Below are 24,415 nucleotides of genomic sequence, written 5' to 3' on the forward strand. Positions count from 1 at the left end.
ACCATTTATCGAAAAAATATAAAGTCGTAAAGGATAATGCTTTAATCTTTGCGACTTTCATTTTAAAAGATTAGAAGAAATATTATATTTTTTCTATTTTTTGAATGACAATATCTTCTGACGAAGGATTTAAATACATAATATAATTTGAATTTTCACTTTGTCTGATTACCTTTTCAACACTATATCCATTAGGACTTTGAAATATTTTTAAAATATATTCATTTTTATTTATTCTTTTTATTTCCTGAATTACGTAAATAAATATTTGATCGGAACTATGATTAAAAAGACTTCCATCCAAATTAGATTTTAGAAAATCAATATTAATTTTCATTGGTAAATTAGGACTTGACGTGTAAAAAATAAATAAATTTCCGTTTTTGTCATAAAACGACACAGATTCTCTTTTTTTATGTTTTGAGATTTTATTACTTTGAATATCTACATTTTCAATTTTAAAAAGATTTGTACCATATTTCCAATCTTCTATCTTATCTATATCAATAACAGAATTAATGATTATTACAATTTGATTATCTTTTTTATTTAAGTATTTGCTTTCAAAATATTTTTTTGGCAGGACTCTAATAGAATCATCTTTGTAAAGAATTGCTTTTCGAGAAATCAATTCTAAATTATCGTTTTTAACAATTTGATATGAAATATCTTTTTGTGCCAGTAAAAAATTGAGATTAATAAATATGGAAAATAATAGAAATATATTTTTCATAAATCGAGATTTTTTTTAAAAACAAAAAAGGAAAGATTTGGCAGGGTAAACTTTCAAAGACTTTGATTGTTCGCAGAAACGAAACTAATTTCCAGTCCCTAAGGCAGAAAGAGAATTAACCAAAAATTTCCTGATGTATTTTCGTTTGTCAAAATTATAATTTTTTATTTATTCAACAAACTGAAAATGTATAAGTTATCCATATTTTATCAACATTTTTCAGATTACGGAATTTAAAATTCTAAAAAGACGTTTCCTGAAAGTAAGTTTTTAGAATAAACAACAATTGATTTATCATTAATTCTAAGCTTATTTCGGTAATGTGAACCGGCAAAAAGACTCTCTAAAACTGTTGCCTCTACTCCATTTTCAGAAACTTTTATTTGATGTGGGAAGTAATGTTTCTTAGAAAGATTGAATTGAGTTTTTTCTTCATCAGTAAAAATATTGACTTCACCTAAAAGCTTCGCAACATAATCGTTGTAAGGATTTTGGTAAGTTTCTTTCGGCGAATCATTTTGAATCAATCGACCTTGTTGCAGAACCACAATTTTATCTGCCCAAGGCAAAACTTCTTCCAGATTGTGCGTCGAAATCAAAAGACTTAGATTATTTTGCTTGACATAATTGAATAATTTATCACGCAATTCAAATTTTCTGGAAAAATCGAGGTTACTAAAAGGCTCATCCAGCAAAAGCATCTTTGGAAGAATCGCCAAAGCTCTGGCAATTGCTGCACGTTGTTGTTGTCCACCACTCAGATTTTTAGGCAAAACTTTAGCATAATCTGTCAAACCGACAACATCCAACAATTCTTCAATCTTTTCTTTTTTCAACTTCAGATTGATATTAGAAATGAATTTCCCCACATTATCAGCAACCGTTGCATAAGGCATCAAATCGTAATTCTGCGCAACAAATTTCATCTGAGATTCGCCGGGAACAAGATTTGCTTTTGGACCAAAGAGTTTTTCTCCATCGAAAATAATTTGTCCATCCTGCCAATCTATCAAACCATAAATCAAACTCAGCAAAGTTGATTTTCCACAGCCACTTTCACCTGCCAGCGCAATAATTTGACCTTCGTCTACATTGAGATTTAAGTTTTGGAATAAAGGTTTATCGGTCTGATAATTGAAATATAGGTTTTTAACTTCTAAAAGCATTTTGTAAAATTAGTAGTTTGAAGTCGTGATAATTTTATTATTTTAGCAAAAACACAAAAATAAGTATAATTTAAAAGATTTAAAATGAAAAAGACAACTTTAATAGCCGCATTTTTATTGATTTCCGCTTCGGTTTTTATCATTTCTTGTGGTAAAGACAAGCCTGTAACCAGCGAAAGCAATGAGGTTTTGACCACCACAGACGGACAGGTTTATGTTGTAGACACGCTTAACAGCAAAGCAGAATGGAAAGGTTTTAAAGTAATAAAGTCTGATAACACAAGCCATATCGGCGCTTTGAAGTTTGAAAGCGGAGAAGTAACCGTGAAAGATAATAAGCTGGAAAGTGGACAATTTGTACTTGATATGAACTCTCTGACCAATGAGGATTTGAAAGATTCTGAATCTAACGGAAAACTTCTTGGACATTTGAAAAGTGCGGATTTTTTTGACACGGCAAAATTCCCAACGGCTTCTTATGAAATCACAAAGGTTACAGAAAATATTGCAGGAAGCGATTACAATACGATTCTTGATGGAAATCTTACTATAAAAGGAATTACAAAGCCTGCAAGCTTCAATGCCAATGTAAAAGTTAAAGATGGCGAATTGAGCATTGCAACAGAACCAAAAGACATCAACCGGGATGAATTTGGAATCAAATTTCAAATGCCTGCCGCTGAAGGTTTGATTAAAAACGAAATCAATGTTCAGATGAAAGTGAAAGCTATTGAAAAGAAATAATAAAGGTTCAAGAGACAAGACTTGAGACTCAAGATTAAAAATTGAAATCTGCTTTTAGAAAAGGCAGATTTTTTTATGGAATTTTTGGTTTAAAAATCGTATTTTTGCAATCTATTTTTTATAAAGAATAATGCTAGAGAAAATTGATGACCTATTGTTAGAAGTACAAAACTTCCAGTCTTCTGCAAAGGATGAGATAGAACAGTTCCGCTTAAAATTCAATGGAAAAAAAGGAATCATGAATGATTTCTACGACGCATTGAAACAAATTCCTAATGAGCAAAAGAAAGATTTTGGACAAAAAATCAATATCTTAAGAAATACCGTGAATGAAAAGCTTGAGGAGCTGAAAACATCTTCCGAAAGCAAAATCATCCTTGAAAAAGAAGATCTTACAAGACCAGCTTTTCCTCTGGAATTAGGTTCTCGTCATCCAATCAATTTAGTTAAAAATAAAGTCATTGATATCTTCAAATCTATCGGTTTTGCTGTTGCAGACGGACCAGAGATTGAGGATGACTGGCATAACTTTACGGCACTTAACCTTCCGGAATATCACCCGGCGAGAGATATGCAGGATACGTTTTTTATCGAACAAAATCCTGATGTTTTGTTGAGAACGCACACATCTTCTGTACAAATCCGACATATGGAAAACAATGAACCACCAATGAGAATTTTGTCTCCAGGTAGGGTTTTCCGTAATGAGGCGGTTTCTTCCCGTTCGCATTGTATTTTCCACCAGATAGAAGGTTTGTATATTGATGAAAATGTAAGTTTTGCAGATTTGAAACAAACGATTCAGTTCTTCACAACTGAACTTTTCGGAAAATCGAAAATCAGAATGAGACCTTCTTACTTCCCTTTTACAGAGCCTAGTGCAGAAGTAGACGTTTATTGGGGTTTGAATTCCGAAACCGACTACAGAATCACAAAAGGAACAGGTTGGTTAGAAATTATGGGTTGCGGAATGGTAGATCCTGCGGTTCTTAAAAACGTTAATATCGATCCTGATAAATTCTCCGGATATGCTTTTGGGATGGGAATCGAGAGAATTGTAATGCTTCTTTATCAAATGAGCGACATCCGAATGTTCTTTGAAAACGATATCAGAATGCTGGAACAGTTCAAAACTTTGTAAATAGCGCACAAAATCTATAAAAATTAATCCTGTAAAAGCTAATTTTGCAGGATTTTTTATTAACTTTATATAGAAAACTAATAAAAACAGCTGTACAATTTTATATTTATGAAAAATAGTTTCATAAAGGCATATTATTGTGAGATTTTTTATTTTTGTATATTATGTCAATAACAATGACTGAAAACAAAAACTAGTAAAAAACACAAAATGGAACCGAAAGAAAAAAACACCAATAAACAAAACTTCAGATTAAGAAAAATTGTTCACTATTTTCTTATTTTCTGTATCCTATTAATTCAAATAATATTAGCAGGTTTCTTTTATAACGAGTTCAAAAGCAGAAAAAATCTGACTTTTATAGAAAACCAATTAAAAGAAATCAATTCTTTAGAAAACCTGACCAACGATTCTAAAAAAGAACTTCTGAATTCTCAGGATTATTTTCAAAAATATCTGATTACCGATGATAAACAATATCTGGAATCTTATTTCGAATCTGTAAATAGATTGACGAAAAATCTGGACAGCATCAATAATTACAAGAATCCGAAGCTGGAAAACATTTTGCTTCCTCAGAAAAAGGATTCATCGGAATTTAAAAAATTAAAATTACTCGCAGATTCTTCTTATCAGTTTTCTACAAAATCAAGTTTCAAAATTCGGGAGGATCTTCCAAAGATGAAAAAGTATGATCTTCATTACGATTATGCTAAATTTGATATTGAAACCAAAACCATTTCTGACTCCGTAAAAAAGAAAGGTCTGTTTGGGCGTTTAGGTGATGCAATTGCCGGAAAAGATAATGTTAGAAAAGAAAGTACTGTAATCACTGTAAAAAATGGAGATATAACAAATGCTGAAAAAATCAAAACAGAGATGGACAGCATTGTAAACACCATCAACAATCATTATTCCAAAGAAGTTCAGAAAATCCAGGTTAATGTTACCAATAACAAAAACCACAGCAGTAAGTTTTACAAGATTTTCAATACGCTTTTGATTTACAGCAACGATTTGATGAACATTTATGAAGTAGCCATCAAAGATTCTAAATTTGAGTTGCAAAAAGAATATGAAAATCTGAATTCTGAGAAAAACAAAATCAGAAACTATTTAGTTTTAGGAGCAATGATTTTGATGTTTATTGTCTCTATATTGATTATGTTCCTGACAAGAATTGCGTTCATTTATGAGAAACGCTTAAAAGCTGCCAATATTCAGATTAAAGAAAACCTTAATTTCAAGAATAGAATCTTAGGCATGCTAAGCCACGAATTGAGATCTCCTCTGAAAATTATTGGCATTTTCATCAACAGAATCAATAAAAAAACAACAGACGAAAGCATCAAAGAATATCTGAAATCGATAAGTTTCACCAATAATACTCTGTTGATGCAGGCGAATCAGATTCTGGAGTACACCAAAAATCAACAAGTAGAAAATAAATTGATTCCGGTAGTTTTCAATCTTAATAATGAGATTGATTCTATTCTTAATTCGATTGAACCTTATATCCAAACGAGAAATAATCAGTTTGTAATCGATAAAAATATTGATCCAAATCTTGTCGTTTATTCTGACAATACAAAGATCAATCAGATTTTCATGAATATTCTTGGAAATGCTAACAAATTCACGGAAAACGGACAAATTAGTGTTGATACAAAAACCGAATACGTTGATGAAAATACAGTTTCGCTCGTAACCAAAATAACAGATACAGGCGCTGGAATCTCGGAATCGGATCTTGAGAAAATCTTCGAACCTTACTATCAAGGGGTTTTGTCTGAAGATGTAGAAAATCTGGGCGCCGGTTTGGGATTGAGTTTATGTAAAGAACTTGTAGGATTATATTCCGGAGACATTTCTGTAGCCAGTAAACTTGGAAAAGGTACAACCGTGAGCTTTTCCGTTAATTTAAATATCAATAAATAATGTTAGAACACAAAACCACTTTCTTACTTGCAGACGACCATAGCCTTATCAGGCAAGGCATTGTGTTTCTTTTGGAAGAAATCGGTTTAGATTGTGAGATTCTCCAGGCTTCAACATTATCTAAAGTATTGGAAACTTTAGAAGCTAATCCTATTAACATTGCTATTATAGACGCTCATTTTCCTGATGGAAACAGCCTGACGATTATTCCGCAAATCAAAAAGACCAGACCTGAAATTAAAATTCTAATCTTTACGGGTATAGATGAAGAAATGCACGCATTGAAATTCATCAATGCTGGCGCTAACGGCTTTCTTAGCAAACTGAGTGATGAAGAAGAAATAAAGCAAGCTATTATGAAGATGCAAATTTACGGGCAATACATCTCGCCTGTCACGCAAGCTTTGTTAATGAATTCCCTACAAAATCCAACTATTGCAAATCCATTGAACCGCCTTACAGAAAGAGAAATGGAAATCGCAGAAATGTATGCAAAAGGCTTGGGCAATTTGGAGATTGCAAATAAGCTGGACGTTAAACAAAATACCATCAGCACTATCAAAAAACGAATCTTTGAAAAGCTGAATATCCAAAACATCGTAGAATTATCCGAATTGATTAAAAATAATCATCAATAATTCTTTCTTTATTAAAAAAGTCATTTTTTCATCTTTTGATTTGTAGATAAATATCTACAAGCTCATCGACATACATCTATTGTGTTTTCTTGCTTAGAATATCGCTTTACTGATATTTTTGTATCAATAAAAAGTCAATAATTATAATCACTAAAAATAGTAATTCTATTAATAACTGATTAAAGTTGGAGACTTGATTCTAAAAACACACACAATAATGAAATTTGGTATTTTTTTGCAGAGCTTCGGCTCTGCTGGAAATACTAAAAAATGCAAATGATGAAAATGCAATTTTCAAGATTCTATCACACAAATAATGAAATCAAGTGTTCGTCTTATAGATGTCAGTCTCTATAAACGGACACTTTTAAAATCAATCTATCTAAACAAAAATAAAACGATGAAAGTAAATAACCGCAAAGAGATTGCAATCGCAATGTATGGGTTTTTCCTTCTTCTGATATTGGATATATTATTTTTGGTGTTTGCCACAAAGTTTTTAATATTAGATAAGGCAACTTTATACGGCATTTTTTTGATTGTATTTATGTTTTCCATTTGGAGAATAACGCTACTGAAAACTTTCTCATTGGAAGTTTCTGAACATATTTTATCTGTAAAATACAGACATCCGCTTTCTGCTAATCATCATCCGGTTCTGGAAGTTCCTCTGCAAAAGGTGATGTTTTACAAGATAGAAAGAGGAATTATGAATTATATTATGACAATTAATATCAATACAAAAAGAGGAATGAAAAGCTTCTACTACAGATTAGGAACATTACCTAAGAGCGAAGCTTCAAAATTCAATAAAATGTCGGATCTTATATCCTACGTGAAAACCGAAACTGAATTATAAACATATAGTTAATTATTTAACCCAAGAATCCTGCGAATTAAGTTTTGCAGGATTTTTATTGTTGAGATTATCTCAAGTTTACGAACATATCCTACATCAATTTACAGAGTTTTTGCTTTGTCTAATTTTGAAATCAAATAATGATTAACTTTATAAAAATCTCAAACTATGAAAATATTTGCATTTGCAGGAAGCAACTCTTCCACTTCCATCAACAAACAGTTGGTAAAATTTGTTCTGAAAAGTTTTCCTAATGAAGACATTAATCTGATTGACCTTAATGATTATCTGATGCCTGTCTTTTCCGTTGATTTAGAGAAAAATGGATTTCCTGAAGAAGCACACAGATTTCTTAAAAACATAGAAGAAGCTGATGTCATTATTTGTTCATTGGCAGAAAACAATCGTTCATATAGTGCAGCTTTCAAGAATATTTTTGATTGGGCGTCCAGAATCAATGTGAAAGTTTTTCAGGATAAACCAATGTTTCTGATGACCACTTCGCCAGGCGGTTATGGTGGTGGAAATGTAATGGCTGAAGCTCATAAATTCTTTCCGGCTTTTGGTGCAGATATCAAGGAAACTTTTTCTCTGCCTAAGTTTTATGAAAATTTTGATGCAGACAATGGGGTTATCGAACCTCAACTTTTGAGTGAACTTAATTCTAAAATCGAAAATTTTAAAAATCAAATCTAATGGATACTCACGAATATAATACCGGAGAAATCACAATTCTTTGGAAACCAAAAATCTGCATCCACGCGGCAGTTTGTGTAAAAATGCTACCAAAAGTTTATAATCCAAAAGACAGACCTTGGATAAAACCAGAAAATGCAACCACCGAAGAATTAAAGAATCAAATTTCAAATTGTCCTTCCGGCGCTTTGAGCTATAAATTAAATTCTTAAAAAATGGGCGTAAAAGTAAAAGCAAGTCTGGGAACAGAAAAATATTACACAGAAGTAATTGCCGGAGAAAACACGCTCATCACAGATGAACCTGTTGATAAAGGCGGAGGAAACAAAGGTTTCAATCCGTTCGAAATCTTGGCAACTTCGCTCGCAAGCTGTACTGCAGCAACACTGAGAATGTACATCGACAGAAAAGGCTGGGAAATCCCAATGATAAATGTAGAAGTGGATTTAGAGAATTATCCTCAAACCAAGACAGCTCAGTTTTGCAGAATTATAGATTTTGGAAATACTGAAATCAGTGAAGATATTAAAGACAAATTATTCAAAATTGCAGATGCCTGTCCTATCCATAAAATACTAACAAATGATATAGAAATCTTAACTAAAATCAAATAAAAATGCTAGAAGTAACACAACATAACTGGGAAACAAAAGGCGAATTCGCTGCAACATTTGATGGACAAAAAGCTGGATTAATGACTTATTCTTGGGCTGGAAATGATAAAATCATCATCGACCATACAGAAGTTGAACCCGCTTACAATGGAAAAGGCGTTGGAAAAGCAATGGTTTACAAAGCTGTAGAATTTGCCAGAGAAAACAATCTGAAAATCATTCCGCTGTGTCCTTTTGCAAAAGCGACTTTCCAGAAGAATGAGGAAATCAGAGACGTTCTTTAAATATTAATGATGAATTATAAATTATGAACGATATAAAAACTCCATTTCAGAATTGAAATGGAGTTTTGTTTTGAATTGCTCGCGACCCGACTTGAGCGGAAATCCTTTTTACGCAACGTAGTGAAGTGAAAAGATTGGGAGCGGAAGACGGATTAAGTTGCCCAAATAATTATCATTTTAAAACCAATTTTTCATCCTGTTATAATCTAAGAAATAAGAAATTCTAAGCGAGAAATTGTTAATCATCGGAACGTTAAACAATTCATCAAAGTTATTTTTGAATTTCATTCTTGATGTTTCCAGATAATTACTTGTCGCATTTCTGTAAAGTAAAGTCAACTGACTTCCCGGCGCAAACCACCAAGAATAACGCAAATCGACATTCCAGGAGTTGTAAGTTCCGTTCAAGTTTGGGTTGTAAGCTGTGTTGGAATTCAAATTTCCATCATTTTCAAGTGTATAGAATTGCTTGTAAGTAACATCCGCAAAATAATGCCTGAAAGCCAGAGCCAAAGTCATTTTCTCATTGAATGTATATTGTCCTGTAATCGCATTCTCATAAGTATTTCTCTGCCTTCTTCCCATATAAATATTGCCTGAATCTTTCCCCGAATATCCAACCTCATTATTACTGAAAACCGGATTGAATTGCCAAATTATTTTCATTTTATCGGAAGCTCTGTAACGCAAGTACAACGATGGAACAACATAGTTTCTTCCCTTTTGGTCGTAAGCATAATAGTCAACTGTGATGTTATATTGCAGCTTTTTTCGGCTGTCACTCTCAAACCAAAGCCAGCTGTCAAAATAGCCGGGAACATTCAGATATCTACCAAATGTTCTCGGTTCGTAAATGTCTTTTTCGCCATAAGGTGTGAACTCGATTCCGCCTCCAAAACTCTGAAATTTCTTGTTTGTAAAAGAGTTATTATGATTGAATATCAATTTCTGATTCAGAAACGGTTCTAATCTGTGGTAATAATTAAGATTAAAATTCAAGTACATATTATTCAGTTTTTCGGTTGGCTGAAGAATTCTGTAACCGTACCAGACATTATGATTTCCGTAATTCGTTTTGGTCGAAAAACCAAGGTCGTTGATGTCCCAATCTTTGTTGACGTAATTGGCATTAATTTCGAAACGATTTTTGCCCGAGAATTTTCCAATTCCCACAGTCCCTCTGTTTCCGAATTTAGTTCCATCATCCATGACCCAACTTCCTTTCATGTTTCCATAGTAATTGTAAGTATTCTTTTTGTTGGCAATATTCCACAAAAGTCCTGTAGAATTAGCATCCCGAAAATCCCCCATTCTCAGCGTACTTGTGTTGACCAAAGTCACAGATGAGTTATCTCCAAATCTCTGGTCAAAAACCAAAACATTATAATTGGTCCAAGGCTCTACCACTTCTTTTCTGGTTGCGCCAGTTTCGTTATCCCGAATTGTAGCTTCCATTTTCTCCGTCACACCATTGAAAATCCCAATACCCAAACCTTTTTTGGTTCTTCCGGAGATTTTGAAAGCATTGAATAATTTTACTTTTGCGGGATATTCGGTTATGGTTTCTTTTTCTTCATCAATGATTGGATATCTCGACGGACTTCCACCAACTCTTCTGGAATAAAACAAATCACCTTTACTGAACAGCTCCGTTCCTTCCATAAAAAATGATCGTTGTTCCGCGAATTGTTGTTCGAAAGGTGTCAAATTCAAAATCGAATTATCAAAATTAGCTTGCCCAAAATCCGGAATCAAAGTCATATCGAATGTAAAAGCGTCGTTGATCCCGTATTTCAGGTCCATTCCGCCATTGACATTCATTTCTGTTTTACCGTCGTAACTATTGACGTAGGTTGAAAAATAAGGTGTGAAAGACAATCTGGTTGGCGTTTTTACTTCCGCAACGCCGTTGAGAACACCGTCGTACAAAGTATAGTTCCCTTTTTGATTGTCGACGTGGTTCCAATCATACATCGTGTTGGTTCTCTTGATTTTCCGAATCATATTAAGACCAAATTCCTGCAAATCTTTTTTAGGAAAACGCAATTCAAAAAACGGAATCTTCATTTCTACAGCCCAACCCTTATCATTGATTTTCACAGCACTATACCAGACAGCATTCCACGACATATCTTCATTTTCTGTGGTTAATTTTCCATCAACCTGAACGCCTGCTGCAGTCACAATGAATTCCAAACTCTGCTGATGGTCATTATAACCATTGATGATTATTCCAAAAAAATCATCGTTCGCAATATTATCTCTTTCGGTTAATTCTTTTAAAATTTTTGAAGGTTGTGGGTCATACATTTGAGCAGCGATGTATAATCCTGTATCGTCATAAAGAAATTTGACCTCAGTTTTCAAACTATCTGCCTGAGGCTTTCCGTTATTTGGCTGTCTTTCTACAAAATTGGTTGCTATGGGAACATTTCTCCAAATCTCATCATCTAAAATCCCATCAATTTTTATGTTTTGATCTTTCTTTATGGCCTGTAGTTTCTTTCTCGAAATACTATCCGAAGCAATCGTTTTCTGTGCTGAGATTTGCCAAAAAAAGAACGTTAATATAAGAATGCAAAATTTAGTTTTCATAGTTTTATCTTACTTGATGATAAGACAACAACAAAAATATTTCTGTTACATCAAAACAAAAAAAATCAGCCAAACGACTGATTTTCAATTTAATAATTTATTTTTTTTTCTTAATTAGGGCTTATAGCCATCCTTAAGCGTAACTGTTCTGTTGAAGACCAATTGATCATCAGAAGAATCTCTGTCCTTGATATAATAACCAATTCTTTGGAACTGGAAATGGTCATCCAAAGTGGCATCTTTTAGACTTGGCTCAGCAAATCCGTGAGAAACTCTCAGTGACTGATGGTTGATAAATTCCATAAAATCAACTTCCTTTACAGCATCTGGCTGCTCTGTTGTGAATAACCTTTCATAAGTTCTGATTTCGATTGGCAAAGCATGTTTTGCAGAAACCCAATGAAGTGTTCCTTTCACTTTTCTAAGACTTGCCTCGGTTCCGCTTCCAGACTTAGAATCTTCGTCATAAGTCGCATAAATTGTTGTGATTTGACCTTTGTCATCTTTTTCAACTCTTTCAGCTTTGATGATATAACCTGCTTTCAGACGAACTTCTCCACCTAATTTTAAACGGAAGAATTTCTTATCCGCTTCTTCTTGGAAATCTTCTCTTTCTATATAAATTTCTCTTGAGAAAGGCACTTGTCTGGTTCCAGCATTTTCGTCCTCAGGATTATTTTCAGTTTCCAGCCATTCTTCTTTATCCTCAGGATAATTTTCTATGATAAGTTTTACTGGGTTTACAACTGCCATTACACGGGTCGCTACTTTATTAAGGTCTTCTCTCACAGAAAACTCCAACAATTGGATATCAATCAGATTTTCTCTTTTCGCAACACCAACTCTCTCGATGAAGTTTTTGATAGATGCCGGTGTATAACCTTTTCTTCTTAATCCTGAAATAGTAGGCATTCTTGGATCATCCCATCCAGTTGTAACACCTTCCTGAACCAGTCTTTGAAGCTTTCTTTTTGATGTTACCATATAAGAAACATTCATCCTTGCAAATTCTCTCTGCTTAGGTGCAACGCTTTCGTTATCATAAACTTGATCAAGATACCATTCATACAACGGACGGTGATTTTCAAACTCCAATGAACATAAAGAGTGTGAAATTTGCTCGATATAATCAGATTCTCCGTGTGCCCAATCGTACATCGGATAGATTTTCCATTTTTCTCCGGTTCTGTGATGTGGTTTTTTCAGGATTCTGTACATCACAGGATCGCGCATATTCATATTTGGAGACGCCATATCGATTTTGGCACGCAAACTCATCGCACCTTCTTCGAATTCTCCGTTTTTCATTTTCTCAAAAAGCTCAAGGCTTTCTTCAACTGGACGATCTCTGAAAGGCGAATTGATTCCTTCCTCAAAAGGATTTTTTCTTTGAGCCGTAATATCTTCCGAAGGTTGCTCATCTACATAAGCTTTCCCTTGTTTGATCATCTCTACAGCCCAAACATATAATTGTTCAAAATAATCTGAAGTGTATAATTCCTGATCATATTTGAAACCTAACCAATCGATATCCGCTTTGATAGAATCTACAAATTCCTGCTCTTCTTTAGCCGGATTGGTATCATCAAAACGAAGGTTGACAGGTGCATTATATTTTTGTCCCAAACCGAAGTTGATACAGATTGCTTTTGTATGACCAATGTGAAGATAACCATTTGGTTCCGGCGGGAATCTAAATCTTAATTTAGACGTATCCAACCCATTTGCCAAGTCATCTTCTATAATTTGCTCAATAAAATTGAGTGATTTTTTTTCTTCTTCTTCCATAATCTGAACGTGAGGTGCAAATTTAATCTAATTTCCTCGAAAAATAAAACGATTTTATCTTGTAAAAATAGATGAATATTAATGTCGAAAATTGTTTTAAAACCTCAATTATTTGTTTTGTAAATGTTAAATTTGTGTGAACTTTAAACATTTAGTGATATAGAGTTCATTTTTTTTTAATTTTGGGATAATTAATAAATCGAAATGAATCGTAAAAAAATCCTTTTAATAGATGATGAACAGGACATTCTGGAAATCATCTCTTATAATTTGGAAAAAGAAGGTTATCAGGTTTTTACCGCTGGTAATGGTAACGAAGGAATAGAAAAAGCAAAGGAAATATTGCCGGACCTTATCCTTTTAGACGTTATGATGCCGGAAAAGGACGGAATAGAAACTTGTCAGGATCTTCGTAAAATCAAGGAATTACAGAGAACACTGATTGTATTTTTATCTGCAAGAAGTGAGGAATTTTCACAATTGGCAGGTTACCAGGCTGGCGCAAATGATTATATTGTTAAATTAATCAAACCAAAAATTTTGGTATCAAAAGTAGCCGCGTTATTGCAAATGGGAGCCAATTCTCAGGAGAATTCTAATTATATAGAACTGGGCGATTTAATTATCGATAAAGATAACTTCAAAGTTACGAAAGGAAAAGAGGAGTTTTTACTTCCGAAAAAAGAGTTCGATTTGCTTTATCTTTTAGCTTCTAACACAGACAAAGTATTCAAAAGAGAAGAAATTCTGGAAAAGGTTTGGGGCAACGATGTGATTGTCGGCGAAAGAACCATAGATGTCCACATCAGAAGACTAAGAGAGAAACTGGGAATCAATACCATCCAGACACTCAAAGGAATAGGTTATAAATTAGTAGTATAAGGTTTTCTGAAAAGAAAATCTTTTTTTTGAAATGAGAATAAGAAATTCGGTAAAAATCAATTGGTTATCTGTTGCAGCATCTTTCCTTTTAGTAGCTGTGGTAGGAAGTGTTGTCTTACTTTTTGAGTTTTATACAGATGATATTTATTTCAAAACGACGGATTTCAATTACTTTTTGGTTTTCACATTATGGTTCGTATTTGTAGTGAACTATTTTGTTCTGGAATTTCTTTTTAGTTTTTATAGTAAAAATCAGATCAGGAGAATTACCAACATTCTTCCGGAAGATATTATTCACGATTTCGATACAGATATCGGATTCAAGGAACTGGGCGAAAAAGTTCACGAGATGAATCAGAAAAATGCCGAAATCGATATGATGAAGGAAATGGAAAATTACCGAAAAGAATATATCGGTAACGTTTCTCACGAACTGAAAACGCCATTATTTTCCATCCAAGGTTACATAGAAACACTTCGAGATGGCGGTGTGGAGGATCTCAACATCCGCGACAAATATCTGGAAAGAATCGATAAATCTGTCGAAAGACTTTTGAATATTGTAAAAGATCTCGATATGATTAACCGCTTCGAATCGGGTCAAATCGCTCTGAAGTACAGTAATTTTGATATCAATCATTTGATTCAGGAAGTTTTCGATTTATTGGAAATGGAAGCAGAAAGACATTCTATGACGATGCTTCTGCAGACTACACAATCTCAACTTTTGGTATACGCAGACAAGCAAAGAATTTCGCAGGTTTTGATTAATCTGATTTCCAATGCTGTGAAATATGCCAACCGAGAAGAAGCTCAAATCATCGTTTCTACAAGAGAAGGAACCAAGAGTATCCACATTTCTATTGAAGATAATGGAATGGGAATAAAACCTGAGAATCTGCCAAGAATTTTTGAAAGATTCTATCGTGTTGAGTCCAGTAGAAACAGAAAAGAAGGCGGTTCAGGATTAGGTCTTGCTATCGTAAAACACATTATGGAAGCCCATAAACAAACGATTAGCGTAGAAAGTGCTTATCTTTCCGGAACTAAGTTCAAATTCAAATTAGCTAAACCTTCTCTGGAAAAAATCAAGAAAGCAAAAGCAGCAATTATTGATTAATAAATAATCAGAAAGCTGGGAATTTATAAAAATCTTTTTTGAAAAAAAATTTCTCAGAAACTTTTCTGAAATCTCATTTGTTTTATATTTGCATCATTAATCAAGACAAAAATAAAGTTTAAAGTAAAACGAAATGGTTTATAAGATTAGAGTAATTCTAGACGCCAAAGAGACTATCTTCCGAGACATAGAGGTCAAAGAAAAACAAACACTTTGGAATCTACATCTGGGTATAAAAAGCGCCTTCAATTTGCCTGGGGAAGAGTTGTCTTCTTTTTATTTTTCTGATGATGAATGGAATGAAGGAAAAGCAGTTCCTCTGGAGGATATGAGCGATGATGGAGACGGCGAAATAATGTCTGACATCTATCTGCCAGAAGGTTTCCCTGCTGTAGGACAGAAAATGAGATTCCAATACGGATTTATAGAGCTTTGGGAGTTTTTCTGCGAATTGTTGGAGATTGTAGATGAGAAACCAGCAGTTAACTATCCTATTACGGTTTACAGATTTGGTAACGTTCCTTTGAAAGCGCCTAGCAAAACTGGTTCTTCCAACGGAAAAAGCAAAAGTTCTGCTACACCGTTTCTAGATGATGATTTTGGAGATTTCGATGCGGATTTCAAGGAGACAAGTTTCGATGATGAAGATGATGATTTCAACGATGATGAGGAGGAAGATGGCTACAATGACGTTTTCGAAGAAGACGACGAAGATTAATCAAATATTGACAGAATATAACAAGCCCGAAAAATCGGGCTTGTTTTGTTTTAAATTCTAATTATTGATTCTAAAGGCATTTTCCATCGCTTCTCCCACCTTTATTTTTCATCAATATATCGAAGCTTTTCTGCAACTCTTCAATCGAACAATTTTTCATTTCTTTGTTTGGGATATTTTCTGATTTTGGATTATTGGACGAATTGGATTTCAATGTGTACTCTTTCTCGAGACATTGGATGGCTTGATTATCTACAATATAATAACGTTTCTCTTTTACCTCATCTTTAGTTTCAGGCTTATCGGGTAATCCTCCATCAAAACTCCAAACGGTTTCATCTTGGAAAATAAAATAGGGTTTTCCATCATTCACAAAATAAGTTTCCGTAGAAGAAAAATGACTATCCGCTTGGAAATGTTTTACAACTTTTAGCTTACCTTTTTCAGAATAATAAACTACATTTCCTGACATCTCTTCACACTCATATTCAAAACCAACAGAATCAAGTTTTTTGGCAAGCAGTTTAGAATTAACTGAGCTATATTCCTGTTTTATTCCATCTACAGAATTAAAATTATTATCGATATTCAGAGAATGTGACTTCACTTTTGAACCTAAATCAGAAACCTTATGTTCAATATCTTTTTTACAGGAAAAAATAAAAAGCAAACCTGAGATTAAAAACACTTTTTTCATAGAAATTTTGTTTGATTGACATTATTAAACAAAAACTATGCAACTCATTAATAAAAAAATGTCTGCATTACTACAGACATTTTACTAAAAATTATTTTGAAATTATATTTAAGGATTTCCGTACATATTAGATTCTCCACCGTCAATGGCAATCACTTGACCAGAAACATAGCCATTTTCATCACTCAACAAATAAGCTACAAGATTACCAACATCTTTCGGGTCACCCAGTTTTCTTGTAGGATTTCGAGACGCATATTCTGCTTCGGCTGCTTTTGGGTCAGCAGGATTCACTTGATTAAAAGCTTCAGCAACCATTGGCGTCAAAATCGCTCCAGGAGCAATCGCATTAGTTAAGATATTGAATTTCCCATATTCCAAAGCGGCATTTTTTGTCATTCCGGCTACAGCGTGTTTTGTCGCTACATAAGCAGTTTGATTCGCCACACCACGGATTCCGCCAACCGACGCAACGTTTACTATTCTTCCACCTCCATTTTTCTGAAGTTCTGGAATGACGTATTTCATTCCGTAATAGACGCCCAAAAGATTGATATCAATAACTTTTTTGAAAATATTAATATCATAATCTACCAATGGCGCTTGTCTTCCTTCGATTCCTGCATTATTATAAAGCCCGTCCACTTTCCCAAATTCCTTTACCGTTGCATCAACATAAGCTTTCACATTTTCTTCCACAGACACATCTGCCGTAACAGTTAAAAATCGGCTATCCGGGTATTTGGACTGTAAGTCTGCTTTTGCTTTGTCCAACGCTTCTGCATTATAATCTACCAATGTAATATCAGCACCTTTTGATGCCAAAGATTCAGCAGCTGCAAGTCCTAAACCCATTGCTGCTCCTGTTACTATAATTGCTTTTCCTTTAAAAACTGACATAATATTTAATTTAATATTCTCATTGCTTCTTTATACAACAATGATACCTTTGCGATTTAAATTATATTAAAGTTTTCCTAAAATTGGACTTCAAAAGAATAATCGAAATAGTCCGCCGTTTTTTATGGATCAAGTTTTATAAAACATTAACAAGACCATATTCTTCGGACTTTTTAATTTTTATTACATTTACAGAATAGACAATAAGAATTCACAACTCAAGAGAAACAATTTTAGAATGAAAAAACTGATTCTTCTTCCGGCACTCGCCGCATTATTATTATCCTGTAAAATCCAGAATCATACTATGGAAAATCCGCAAGAATGGAAACGCACGACCAATATCTACGAAGTTAATGTTAGACAATATACACCAGAAGGTACTTTTGCAGCATTTGAAAAAGAACTTCCAAGACTGAAAAAAATGGGCGTTAAAACGTTGTGGTTTATGCCAATTACACCTATTGCTCAACAGAACAAAAAAGGAAGTTTGGGAAGTCCGTATGCTGCGTATGATTATACTACAATTAATCCTGAATTTGGGACTTTGGAGAACTTTAAACACTTGGTAGATGAAGCGCATAAAATGGGATTCAAAGTGATTATCGATTGGGTAGCAAATCATACTGGCTGGGACCACGTTTGGACAAAATCTCACCCAGAATGGTTTCTAAAAGATCCAGACGGAAGTTTCCACAAAGCCAGCGGAATGGACGATATTATCGAGTTAGATTATACCAACAAAGAAATGCGTCTGGCAATGATAGATGCAATGAAATACTGGGTTAAAGAAACTAATATCGACGGTTTCCGTTGCGACTTGGCAAGTTGGGTAGAAGTGGATTTCTGGCAGCAGGCAAGACCAGAAGTGGAAAAATTAAAACCACTTTTCTTCTTGGGCGAATTTGATGAGCTGGAAAATCCTGATTACGGAAAAGTTTTTGATGCGAGTTACAGCTGGAAATGGATGCATCTTTCCGAAGATTTTTACAAGAAAAATCTACCGCTTTCCGATTTGAAGAATCTTTTGGAGCAATACTCCAAAATCGGCGATAACTCAATGAGAGCTTGGTTTACAACCAATCACGACGAAAACTCCTGGAACGGAACCGAATATGAAAAATACGGCGATTTTGCACCGGCTTTAGCCGTCTTCTCTGCGACTTGGAATGGCGTTCCACTACTCTATTCTGGGCAGGAATTACCAATGAAAACCAAACGTCTGGAATTTTTTGAAAAAGACCCAATCCCTTGGAATGGGAAATATGAACAGGAAGATTTCTACAAAACTTTATTGAATCTTAAATCTGAAAATCCTGCCTTAAGAGGTGGCGACCCGGCTGTAACAACTTATTGGATCAACACAACTTCTAACGACAAAGTTTTGGCCTATTTAAGAAAAAATGGAGAACGCGAAGTTTTGGTTTTGATTAATACATCAAAAGATGCTGTTAATTTCAAATTGGAAGATGACAACTCGGTGGGAAGTTATAAGAATGTTTTTACCAATAATAAAGCTGAATTAATCAAAGGTTCGGATGTGAGTCTTCCTGCTTATGGTTATCTGGTTTATGAGAAGTAGTGCTTTTTTAGACTTTAAGATAATAGATGATAGACTTTTGTCATCCTAATAGAAACCCCCTTCAGAGTTTTGAACTCTGAAGGGGTTATTTTTGTGATATAGTATTAATACGCTGCAGTGAAACGCTGTTTAACGAATTTGTTTTGTTCCAACTCGTCCACCAAAGCTACAGCAACGTCTTCCACAGAAAGCATGCTTCTTCCCTCTTCGTTAAAAACTGGATTTTCCAAAGCTGTTCTGTAAGTCCCTTTTCTAATACCGGCAGTTCCCTGATGCATTTCAATTGCCGGGGAGAAAAATGTCCAGTCCAATGTTTCGTTCTTTTTGATTTCGTTCAGATAATCTCTTGCAGCTGTTGCGCCCGGTTTAATATCAGCAGGAAAATCCGGACCGTCTACCAACTGTTGCCCATCGATGAACAAGCTTCCTGCACCACCAACGGTAATGAACCTCTTAACGCCTGATTTTTCAACCGCTTTTTCGATGTTTCTGGAACCGTTCAAAAAGTCTTCATAAAGATTCGGATTGGTCCAACCTGCATTGAAAGTATTGATCACAGCATCACTCCCTTCCAAAACTTTTGCTAATTCTTCTACATTATTCACATCTGCGCTGGTTGCAGTTACGTTATCTTTCGCTTCTACTTTTGAACTGTCTCTTGCAATAGCGTTTACAGAATACCCTCTGTTTGATAATTCGTTTACGACTCGTTTTCCTACGAAGCCTGTTGCTCCGATTACTGCTACTTTTTTGTTCATAATTTTAAATTTTAATTAATTGTAATATATTTTGTTACATTTTAAGTCAAAAATTTTTAACCGAATTGATTGGTAAAATCTGACAATTTTTTGCTTTTCAAAAACTGGAAAACCAAATCATCTGTTTTACCAAATAAAATATCAAGATTTTTGTTGATGTCTTTCCCCACACTACAAAGCGGATTCGGGTTTTGATTTCTTTTACCGAGAACTTCCGTATTTTTTACTGATTTGTAAATTTCTGAAATATTGATCTGTTCAGGATTTTTAGCAATTCTAACACCTCCTACTTTTCCTTGTCTGCTTTCTATTAAGCCAGATTTTTTGAGGTTAATCAATTCTTTACGGACAATCACAGGATTGACATTCACACTTCCGGCAATCCAGTCAGATGTCAGCCATTCTTGCGGATCTTTCGCAAGAAGTGTCAAAATATGGATAGCGGTTGCAAATCGTGTGTTGTTCATAACGGTGCAAAGTTAGAAATAATTTTTAATTGTAACAAAAATAATTACAATTAAATTTTATTAACTGTAATTATTTTTTTAAACTTCGACAAGTCAGTCTGACACTTCAAGTGTTATAATGAGCTTGGCGAAATATTTTTTATTGTAATCAAATTTATTTCGTTTCAATTTCAATAATCTTTTCACCTTTATCACCAAGATACTGTTTAATCAACTGTCGATAGATTTTGTAGCCGTCATCCACATTGGTGAAAATAATCAGACCTTGTTTGGTTTTAGGCAAAAGAAAAACAATTGTGTTGACACCTTTGTCAGAACCGCCGTGTGACAAAGCTGTTTCACCATTTCCTAGGTCATAAATTTCAAAGCCAAGTCCGAAATATTTATTCTTTTTGGTTTCAACCTGTTTGGATTTCATCGTTTCAAAAACCGAAGGCGTCAGAAGTTCATTATTCATAACCGCAACCAGGAATTTTCCGTAATCTTCCACAGTCGTTGTCAAATCATCTGCTGCATTAGCGGTTTTATTCCGCACAATATCATAAGCTTTTCCGTTACTATCATAACCAATCACGATTTTGTCTGCATCTTTTTTTTCATTCCAAATATAACTCGTATCGTTCATTCCCAAAGGCTGGAAAATATATTCTTTAGCCAGTTCTTCCAGACTTTTATTGAATTTATTCTCGATGGCTTTTCTCAGATATTCGAAACCTTCTCCTGAATATTGATATTTTGTTCCTGGCTCAAATTCGAAATTGAGCTTATTATCTTTATTCATCCAACGCCAGTTGGGAAATCCTGTCTGATGACTTAATATCAATCTCGTGGTCAGCTTTTTGTGACGGGAATCGTTCGCAATATCCGGGTCAATCCAATAGTTGTCAAGCGGTTCATCAAGATTCCATTTTCCAAGACTTATCAAGCGTAAAACCGTCATCGCAGTCACCGGTTTCGTTAAAGAAGCCACATTGAAAAGACTGTTATAAGCCGCTGACATTTTACCATTCTGAGTTCCGTAAACATTTATGCCTGTTAATTTTCCATCCTCAATCAAACCTAATCCTAAAGTCGGAATGTTGTTATCTTTCATCAGTTGCTCAATGCTACTCGCTTTGTCATCCAATTTAGCGTCGCCGTGATCATAACTCAGGATATCGCTCATTATCCAGTTTCCGTCTTTCTTCGTCCAAACTGTAGTGAATTTTGCCTGACCGCCTAAAGCATCCTGCTTTCCTTTTTCACGGATAAAAAACCGATGCTCTCCGGATTGTATAGCGCCGTATAATTCGCCATTATTGTAAAGTGGAAAAACTTCGAGACTGTTTTCAATAACTTTTCGGATAGGCTTTTGATTCGGGTTGCCGCAGATGTTTTGTTTGGTTCTTTCCAAGAATAATTTTTTGTCCTGAAAGCCACCTTTATCGTGATAAAATTTCAGATGATCATCTACTGATTTTTCCAGATAAGCGATATCACAATTATTGAATCCACGTTCAAAAAAAATACTGTCCTGCTTTTTGAGCTCAAGGAATAACGGTGAATTTTTATCAATCTGAGCTTTCAGATTTGCGATAGAAAGTAATATAAAAAGGAAGGTAATTCCGAATTGTTTTGTCATTGTTTTATTTTTTGACAAAGGTTCAGAATTAATTGATTTTAAATCAAAAATTGAGCCCGACAAAAACCCGACAATTGGCTGACAAGATCATAACAAATTGAAATCCAGATTGTAATAAAGACTTCGTTTTTTATCTAATTGATAAGCATTTCTAAGAATAATAAAAATATTCACTAATGTTAAAGCAATCATTGTTACCATTACCGACGCTTTACCAAGCTTTAAAATCACAACTAACATAAAAATAATTGGGGCAATAACAGCTAAAATAATTTGAAGCGAAATGATTTGTTTGACAAGTGGAGATTTCTGTTTTGAAATCAACATTATTAATAATGGAGGCAGAAAATTGGCAATCGGAAACCAACACAACGGAAGTGAAGAAAGATTGATGATTTTGATTAAAGTCAAATTTTCAATCGTTTCATTTTCTATTGGTAAAACAGTTTCTTCAACAATTGGATTTTCTACAACAACTTCTGTCAGAATAATCGGCGTCAATAAATCCTTTTCAGAAACATCCAGACTTGAAGCCAAAGTTTTCAAAGTATAACCTTTCGGTTCAGTCCCGGCTTCAATGCGTTGAATGGTTCTTACAGAAAGCCCGGATTTTTCTGCCAATTCTTCCTGAGTCAGATTCTGTTTTTCCCTGATTTTCTTTAATTCCGACATCTGATTATAAATGATGAGCGATAAATGATTATTGATTTTAAAACAAATTTACAGAATCCAAAGTTTTAATTCTTAATTCAACAAAAAAACCTTTCATTTTTTGAAAGGTTTTATATTTATTTAAAAGTAATTATTTCATACTCAAAACTTTGTCAACAACGTAAACTGTGTTTCCGCGCCAAGGCAAAGTTCCGTGATATTCTTTGTAATGTAAATCGAAATATTTTCCACTATTCATCTCCAATTGTTTGAAAACTGCCTCATCTTGTATAGAAAACTCAAACTGATTACTGCCAATCGGCGCACCGGTTTTTGAAGCTCCAAATCCTTCCTGAATCAATTTTCCTTCATAGGTTTTGAAAAGATTTCCTTTGTTGACCGCATAATTGAGATAACCGGATTTTACACCTTCTCCAAATACAAAGTAATATTTCCACCAAACAAAAACGCCTAGAAAAAGTAATATTACGGCTAAAGTCATCCAAAGATATTTCATAATTTATTTGTTTTTAGGAAATAAAGATATAAAATTATTTCTTCGATATTGCTCTGGAAATCACAATCTTCTGAATCTCCGAAGTACCCTCGTAAATCTGAGTGATTTTTGCATCACGCATCATTCTTTCTACATGATATTCTTTCACATAACCATAACCACCGTGGATTTGAACCGCCTCTACCGTTGTATCCATCGCAACTTGAGAGGCATATAATTTCGCCATTGCGCCACTTTCTGAGATATCTTTACCTTCATCTTTTTCCGAAGCGGCTTTATAAATTAACATTCTCGCAGCCATAATACTGGTATGCATATCTGCCAATTTGAATGCAATTGCCTGATGATTGATGATTTCTGTCCCGAAAGATTTTCTTTCTTTAGCATATTTCAGAGATAACTCATAAGCTCCGGAAGCAATTCCTAAAGCCTGAGAAGCAATCCCAATTCTACCGCCATTGAGAACAGCCATTGCAAATGCGAAACCGAAACCGTCTTCTCCAATTCTATTTTCTTTAGGAACTTTAACATCAGTAAACATCAAAGAATGCGTGTCGCTTCCTCTAATTCCTAATTTATCTTCTTTCTTTCCAACAACAAAACCTTCCCAACCTTTCTCAACGATAAACGCATTGATTCCTTTATGTTTTTTCTCCGGATGAGTCTGTGCGATTACGATATAATAAGTTGCGTTCCCTCCATTGGTAATCCAGTTTTTGGTTCCGTTCAACAAGTAATAATCACCTTTATCTTCAGCAGTTGTAGATTGTGATGTTGCATCAGAACCCGCTTCCGGCTCAGACAAAGCAAAAGCACCAATCACTTCCCCACTCGCCAGCGGTTTCAGGTATTTCATTTTTTGCTCCTCATTACAGAATTTTTCCAAACCTGCACAAACCAAAGAGTTATTAACCGACATTACAACGGCAGCAGACGCATCAATTTTTGCAATCTCTTCCATCGCCAAAACATAAGAAATGCTGTCCAAGCCGGCACCGCCGTATTTTGGGTCAACCATCATTCCCAAAAATCCCATTTCGCCCATCTTTTTGACAGCATCATAAGGAAATTTTTGTTCATTATCTCTTTCTATAACACCTTCCAAAAGTTCTGCATTGGCAAAATCTCTTGCGGCCTGTTGAATCATCTGTTGTTCTTCTGTAAGATTGAAATCCATAAGGTTTTTTATTATATTTTTCGTTCGTAAATATAAACTTTTTGGCAAAAAATCAAAGACAAATGCAAGATTTTGTTATCTTAGAAAAAAAAATTATATTTACGATAATGTAAACTCAATTTTAATAAT

General features: G+C 34.3%; 25 protein-coding genes. 13 read left to right on the forward strand and 12 right to left on the reverse strand.

Features of this window, described 5'->3' with window-relative positions; genetic code table 11:
* Nucleotides 1-82: 82 nt before the first annotated feature.
* Nucleotides 83-733, reverse strand: coding sequence for a hypothetical protein (locus tag KI430_RS06105; RefSeq protein WP_248877371.1), 651 nt, complete (start codon nucleotides 731-733; stop codon nucleotides 83-85).
* A gap of 233 nt (nucleotides 734-966) precedes the next feature.
* Entirely contained in the window at nucleotides 967-1,899 is a 933-nt protein-coding gene (locus KI430_RS06110) for a sulfate/molybdate ABC transporter ATP-binding protein (protein ID WP_248877372.1), read from the reverse strand.
* A gap of 84 nt (nucleotides 1,900-1,983) precedes the next feature.
* Between KI430_RS06110 and KI430_RS06115 the strand changes: the two genes are divergently transcribed.
* From KI430_RS06115 to KI430_RS06155, 9 genes are all read left to right on the forward strand, one after another.
* Nucleotides 1,984-2,643, forward strand: a complete 660-nt coding sequence (locus tag KI430_RS06115; protein WP_248877373.1) for a YceI family protein — start codon at nucleotides 1,984-1,986, stop codon at nucleotides 2,641-2,643.
* A gap of 130 nt (nucleotides 2,644-2,773) precedes the next feature.
* Nucleotides 2,774-3,784 (forward strand): phenylalanine--tRNA ligase subunit alpha, encoded by a 1,011-nt coding sequence (gene pheS / locus KI430_RS06120; protein ID WP_248877374.1) that lies wholly within the window; start codon nucleotides 2,774-2,776, stop codon nucleotides 3,782-3,784.
* A 210-nt stretch (nucleotides 3,785-3,994) separates the two neighbouring features.
* Nucleotides 3,995-5,722: an ATP-binding protein gene (locus tag KI430_RS06125; RefSeq protein WP_248877375.1), complete on the forward strand. Its 1,728-nt coding sequence runs from the start codon at nucleotides 3,995-3,997 to the stop codon at nucleotides 5,720-5,722.
* On the forward strand, nucleotides 5,722-6,360 hold the full coding sequence (locus tag KI430_RS06130; protein ID WP_248877376.1) for a response regulator transcription factor: 639 nt from the start codon (nucleotides 5,722-5,724) through the stop codon (nucleotides 6,358-6,360). The genes KI430_RS06125 and KI430_RS06130 overlap by 1 nt, the downstream gene beginning before the upstream one ends.
* A gap of 400 nt (nucleotides 6,361-6,760) precedes the next feature.
* Complete coding sequence (locus KI430_RS06135; protein WP_248877377.1) at nucleotides 6,761-7,219, forward strand: hypothetical protein; 459 nt, start codon at nucleotides 6,761-6,763, stop codon at nucleotides 7,217-7,219.
* A gap of 168 nt (nucleotides 7,220-7,387) precedes the next feature.
* Entirely contained in the window at nucleotides 7,388-7,915 is a 528-nt protein-coding gene (locus tag KI430_RS06140; RefSeq protein ID WP_248877378.1) for an NADPH-dependent FMN reductase, read from the forward strand.
* Entirely contained in the window at nucleotides 7,915-8,127 is a 213-nt protein-coding gene (locus tag KI430_RS06145) for a (4Fe-4S)-binding protein (RefSeq protein ID WP_248877379.1), read from the forward strand. The genes KI430_RS06140 and KI430_RS06145 overlap by 1 nt, the downstream gene beginning before the upstream one ends.
* 3 nt (nucleotides 8,128-8,130) lie before the next feature.
* Nucleotides 8,131-8,529 carry an OsmC family protein gene (locus tag KI430_RS06150; protein WP_248877380.1) on the forward strand — a complete coding sequence of 133 codons (399 nt, stop codon included), beginning with the start codon at nucleotides 8,131-8,133 and terminating at the stop codon, nucleotides 8,527-8,529.
* A 2-nt stretch (nucleotides 8,530-8,531) separates the two neighbouring features.
* Nucleotides 8,532-8,813 carry a GNAT family N-acetyltransferase gene (locus KI430_RS06155; protein WP_248877381.1) on the forward strand — a complete coding sequence of 94 codons (282 nt, stop codon included), beginning with the start codon at nucleotides 8,532-8,534 and terminating at the stop codon, nucleotides 8,811-8,813.
* A gap of 177 nt (nucleotides 8,814-8,990) precedes the next feature.
* Here the strand turns inward: KI430_RS06155 and KI430_RS06160 are convergent, their stop codons facing one another.
* Complete coding sequence (locus KI430_RS06160) at nucleotides 8,991-11,408, reverse strand: DUF5916 domain-containing protein (RefSeq protein ID WP_248877382.1); 2,418 nt, start codon at nucleotides 11,406-11,408, stop codon at nucleotides 8,991-8,993.
* A 114-nt stretch (nucleotides 11,409-11,522) separates the two neighbouring features.
* Nucleotides 11,523-13,196 (reverse strand): glutamine--tRNA ligase/YqeY domain fusion protein, encoded by a 1,674-nt coding sequence (locus KI430_RS06165; RefSeq protein WP_248877383.1) that lies wholly within the window; start codon nucleotides 13,194-13,196, stop codon nucleotides 11,523-11,525.
* 204 nt (nucleotides 13,197-13,400) lie between these two features.
* Here KI430_RS06165 and KI430_RS06170 point away from each other — a divergent pair, with 204 nt between their 5' ends.
* The 3 genes from KI430_RS06170 (at nucleotide 13,401) to KI430_RS06180 (ending at nucleotide 15,916) form a co-directional block, all read left to right on the forward strand.
* Entirely contained in the window at nucleotides 13,401-14,078 is a 678-nt protein-coding gene (locus tag KI430_RS06170) for a response regulator transcription factor (RefSeq protein ID WP_074233816.1), read from the forward strand.
* Nucleotides 14,079-14,109: 31 nt separating this feature from the next.
* A complete protein-coding gene (locus KI430_RS06175) occupies nucleotides 14,110-15,198 on the forward strand; it encodes a sensor histidine kinase (protein WP_074233815.1) in 1,089 nt (362 codons plus the stop codon).
* A gap of 133 nt (nucleotides 15,199-15,331) precedes the next feature.
* Nucleotides 15,332-15,916, forward strand: coding sequence for an IS1096 element passenger TnpR family protein (locus KI430_RS06180; protein WP_074233814.1), 585 nt, complete (start codon nucleotides 15,332-15,334; stop codon nucleotides 15,914-15,916).
* A gap of 70 nt (nucleotides 15,917-15,986) precedes the next feature.
* Here the strand turns inward: KI430_RS06180 and KI430_RS06185 are convergent, their stop codons facing one another.
* Entirely contained in the window at nucleotides 15,987-16,613 is a 627-nt protein-coding gene (locus tag KI430_RS06185) for a hypothetical protein (protein ID WP_248877384.1), read from the reverse strand.
* A gap of 108 nt (nucleotides 16,614-16,721) precedes the next feature.
* The gene (locus tag KI430_RS06190; RefSeq protein WP_074233812.1) at nucleotides 16,722-17,513 is read right to left on the reverse strand and encodes a glucose 1-dehydrogenase; all 792 of its coding nucleotides are present in this window, start codon (nucleotides 17,511-17,513) and stop codon (nucleotides 16,722-16,724) included.
* A gap of 238 nt (nucleotides 17,514-17,751) precedes the next feature.
* Between KI430_RS06190 and KI430_RS06195 the strand changes: the two genes are divergently transcribed.
* On the forward strand, nucleotides 17,752-19,095 hold the full coding sequence (locus tag KI430_RS06195) for an alpha-amylase family glycosyl hydrolase (protein ID WP_248877385.1): 1,344 nt from the start codon (nucleotides 17,752-17,754) through the stop codon (nucleotides 19,093-19,095).
* Between the two features lie 104 nt (nucleotides 19,096-19,199).
* On the opposite strand, the gene KI430_RS06200 is transcribed toward KI430_RS06195, so the two are convergent.
* The 6 genes from KI430_RS06200 to KI430_RS06225 all read right to left on the reverse strand — a co-directional run bounded on the left by KI430_RS06200 (nucleotide 19,200) and on the right by KI430_RS06225 (nucleotide 24,286).
* The gene (locus tag KI430_RS06200) at nucleotides 19,200-19,853 is read right to left on the reverse strand and encodes an NAD(P)-dependent oxidoreductase (protein ID WP_248877386.1); all 654 of its coding nucleotides are present in this window, start codon (nucleotides 19,851-19,853) and stop codon (nucleotides 19,200-19,202) included.
* 56 nt (nucleotides 19,854-19,909) lie between these two features.
* A complete protein-coding gene (locus KI430_RS06205) occupies nucleotides 19,910-20,320 on the reverse strand; it encodes an Rrf2 family transcriptional regulator (RefSeq protein ID WP_248877387.1) in 411 nt (136 codons plus the stop codon).
* 154 nt (nucleotides 20,321-20,474) lie between these two features.
* Nucleotides 20,475-21,941 carry a class A beta-lactamase-related serine hydrolase gene (locus KI430_RS06210; RefSeq protein ID WP_248877388.1) on the reverse strand — a complete coding sequence of 489 codons (1,467 nt, stop codon included), beginning with the start codon at nucleotides 21,939-21,941 and terminating at the stop codon, nucleotides 20,475-20,477.
* 87 nt (nucleotides 21,942-22,028) lie between these two features.
* Nucleotides 22,029-22,613, reverse strand: coding sequence for a helix-turn-helix domain-containing protein (locus KI430_RS06215; protein ID WP_248877389.1), 585 nt, complete (start codon nucleotides 22,611-22,613; stop codon nucleotides 22,029-22,031).
* A gap of 130 nt (nucleotides 22,614-22,743) precedes the next feature.
* Complete coding sequence (locus tag KI430_RS06220) at nucleotides 22,744-23,109, reverse strand: hypothetical protein (RefSeq protein ID WP_248877390.1); 366 nt, start codon at nucleotides 23,107-23,109, stop codon at nucleotides 22,744-22,746.
* Between the two features lie 34 nt (nucleotides 23,110-23,143).
* Complete coding sequence (locus KI430_RS06225; protein ID WP_248877391.1) at nucleotides 23,144-24,286, reverse strand: acyl-CoA dehydrogenase family protein; 1,143 nt, start codon at nucleotides 24,284-24,286, stop codon at nucleotides 23,144-23,146.
* Nucleotides 24,287-24,415 lie beyond the last annotated feature (129 nt).

It is taken from the genome of Epilithonimonas zeae (assembly GCF_023278365.1).
GTDB lineage: Bacteria > Bacteroidota > Bacteroidia > Flavobacteriales > Weeksellaceae > Epilithonimonas > Epilithonimonas zeae_A.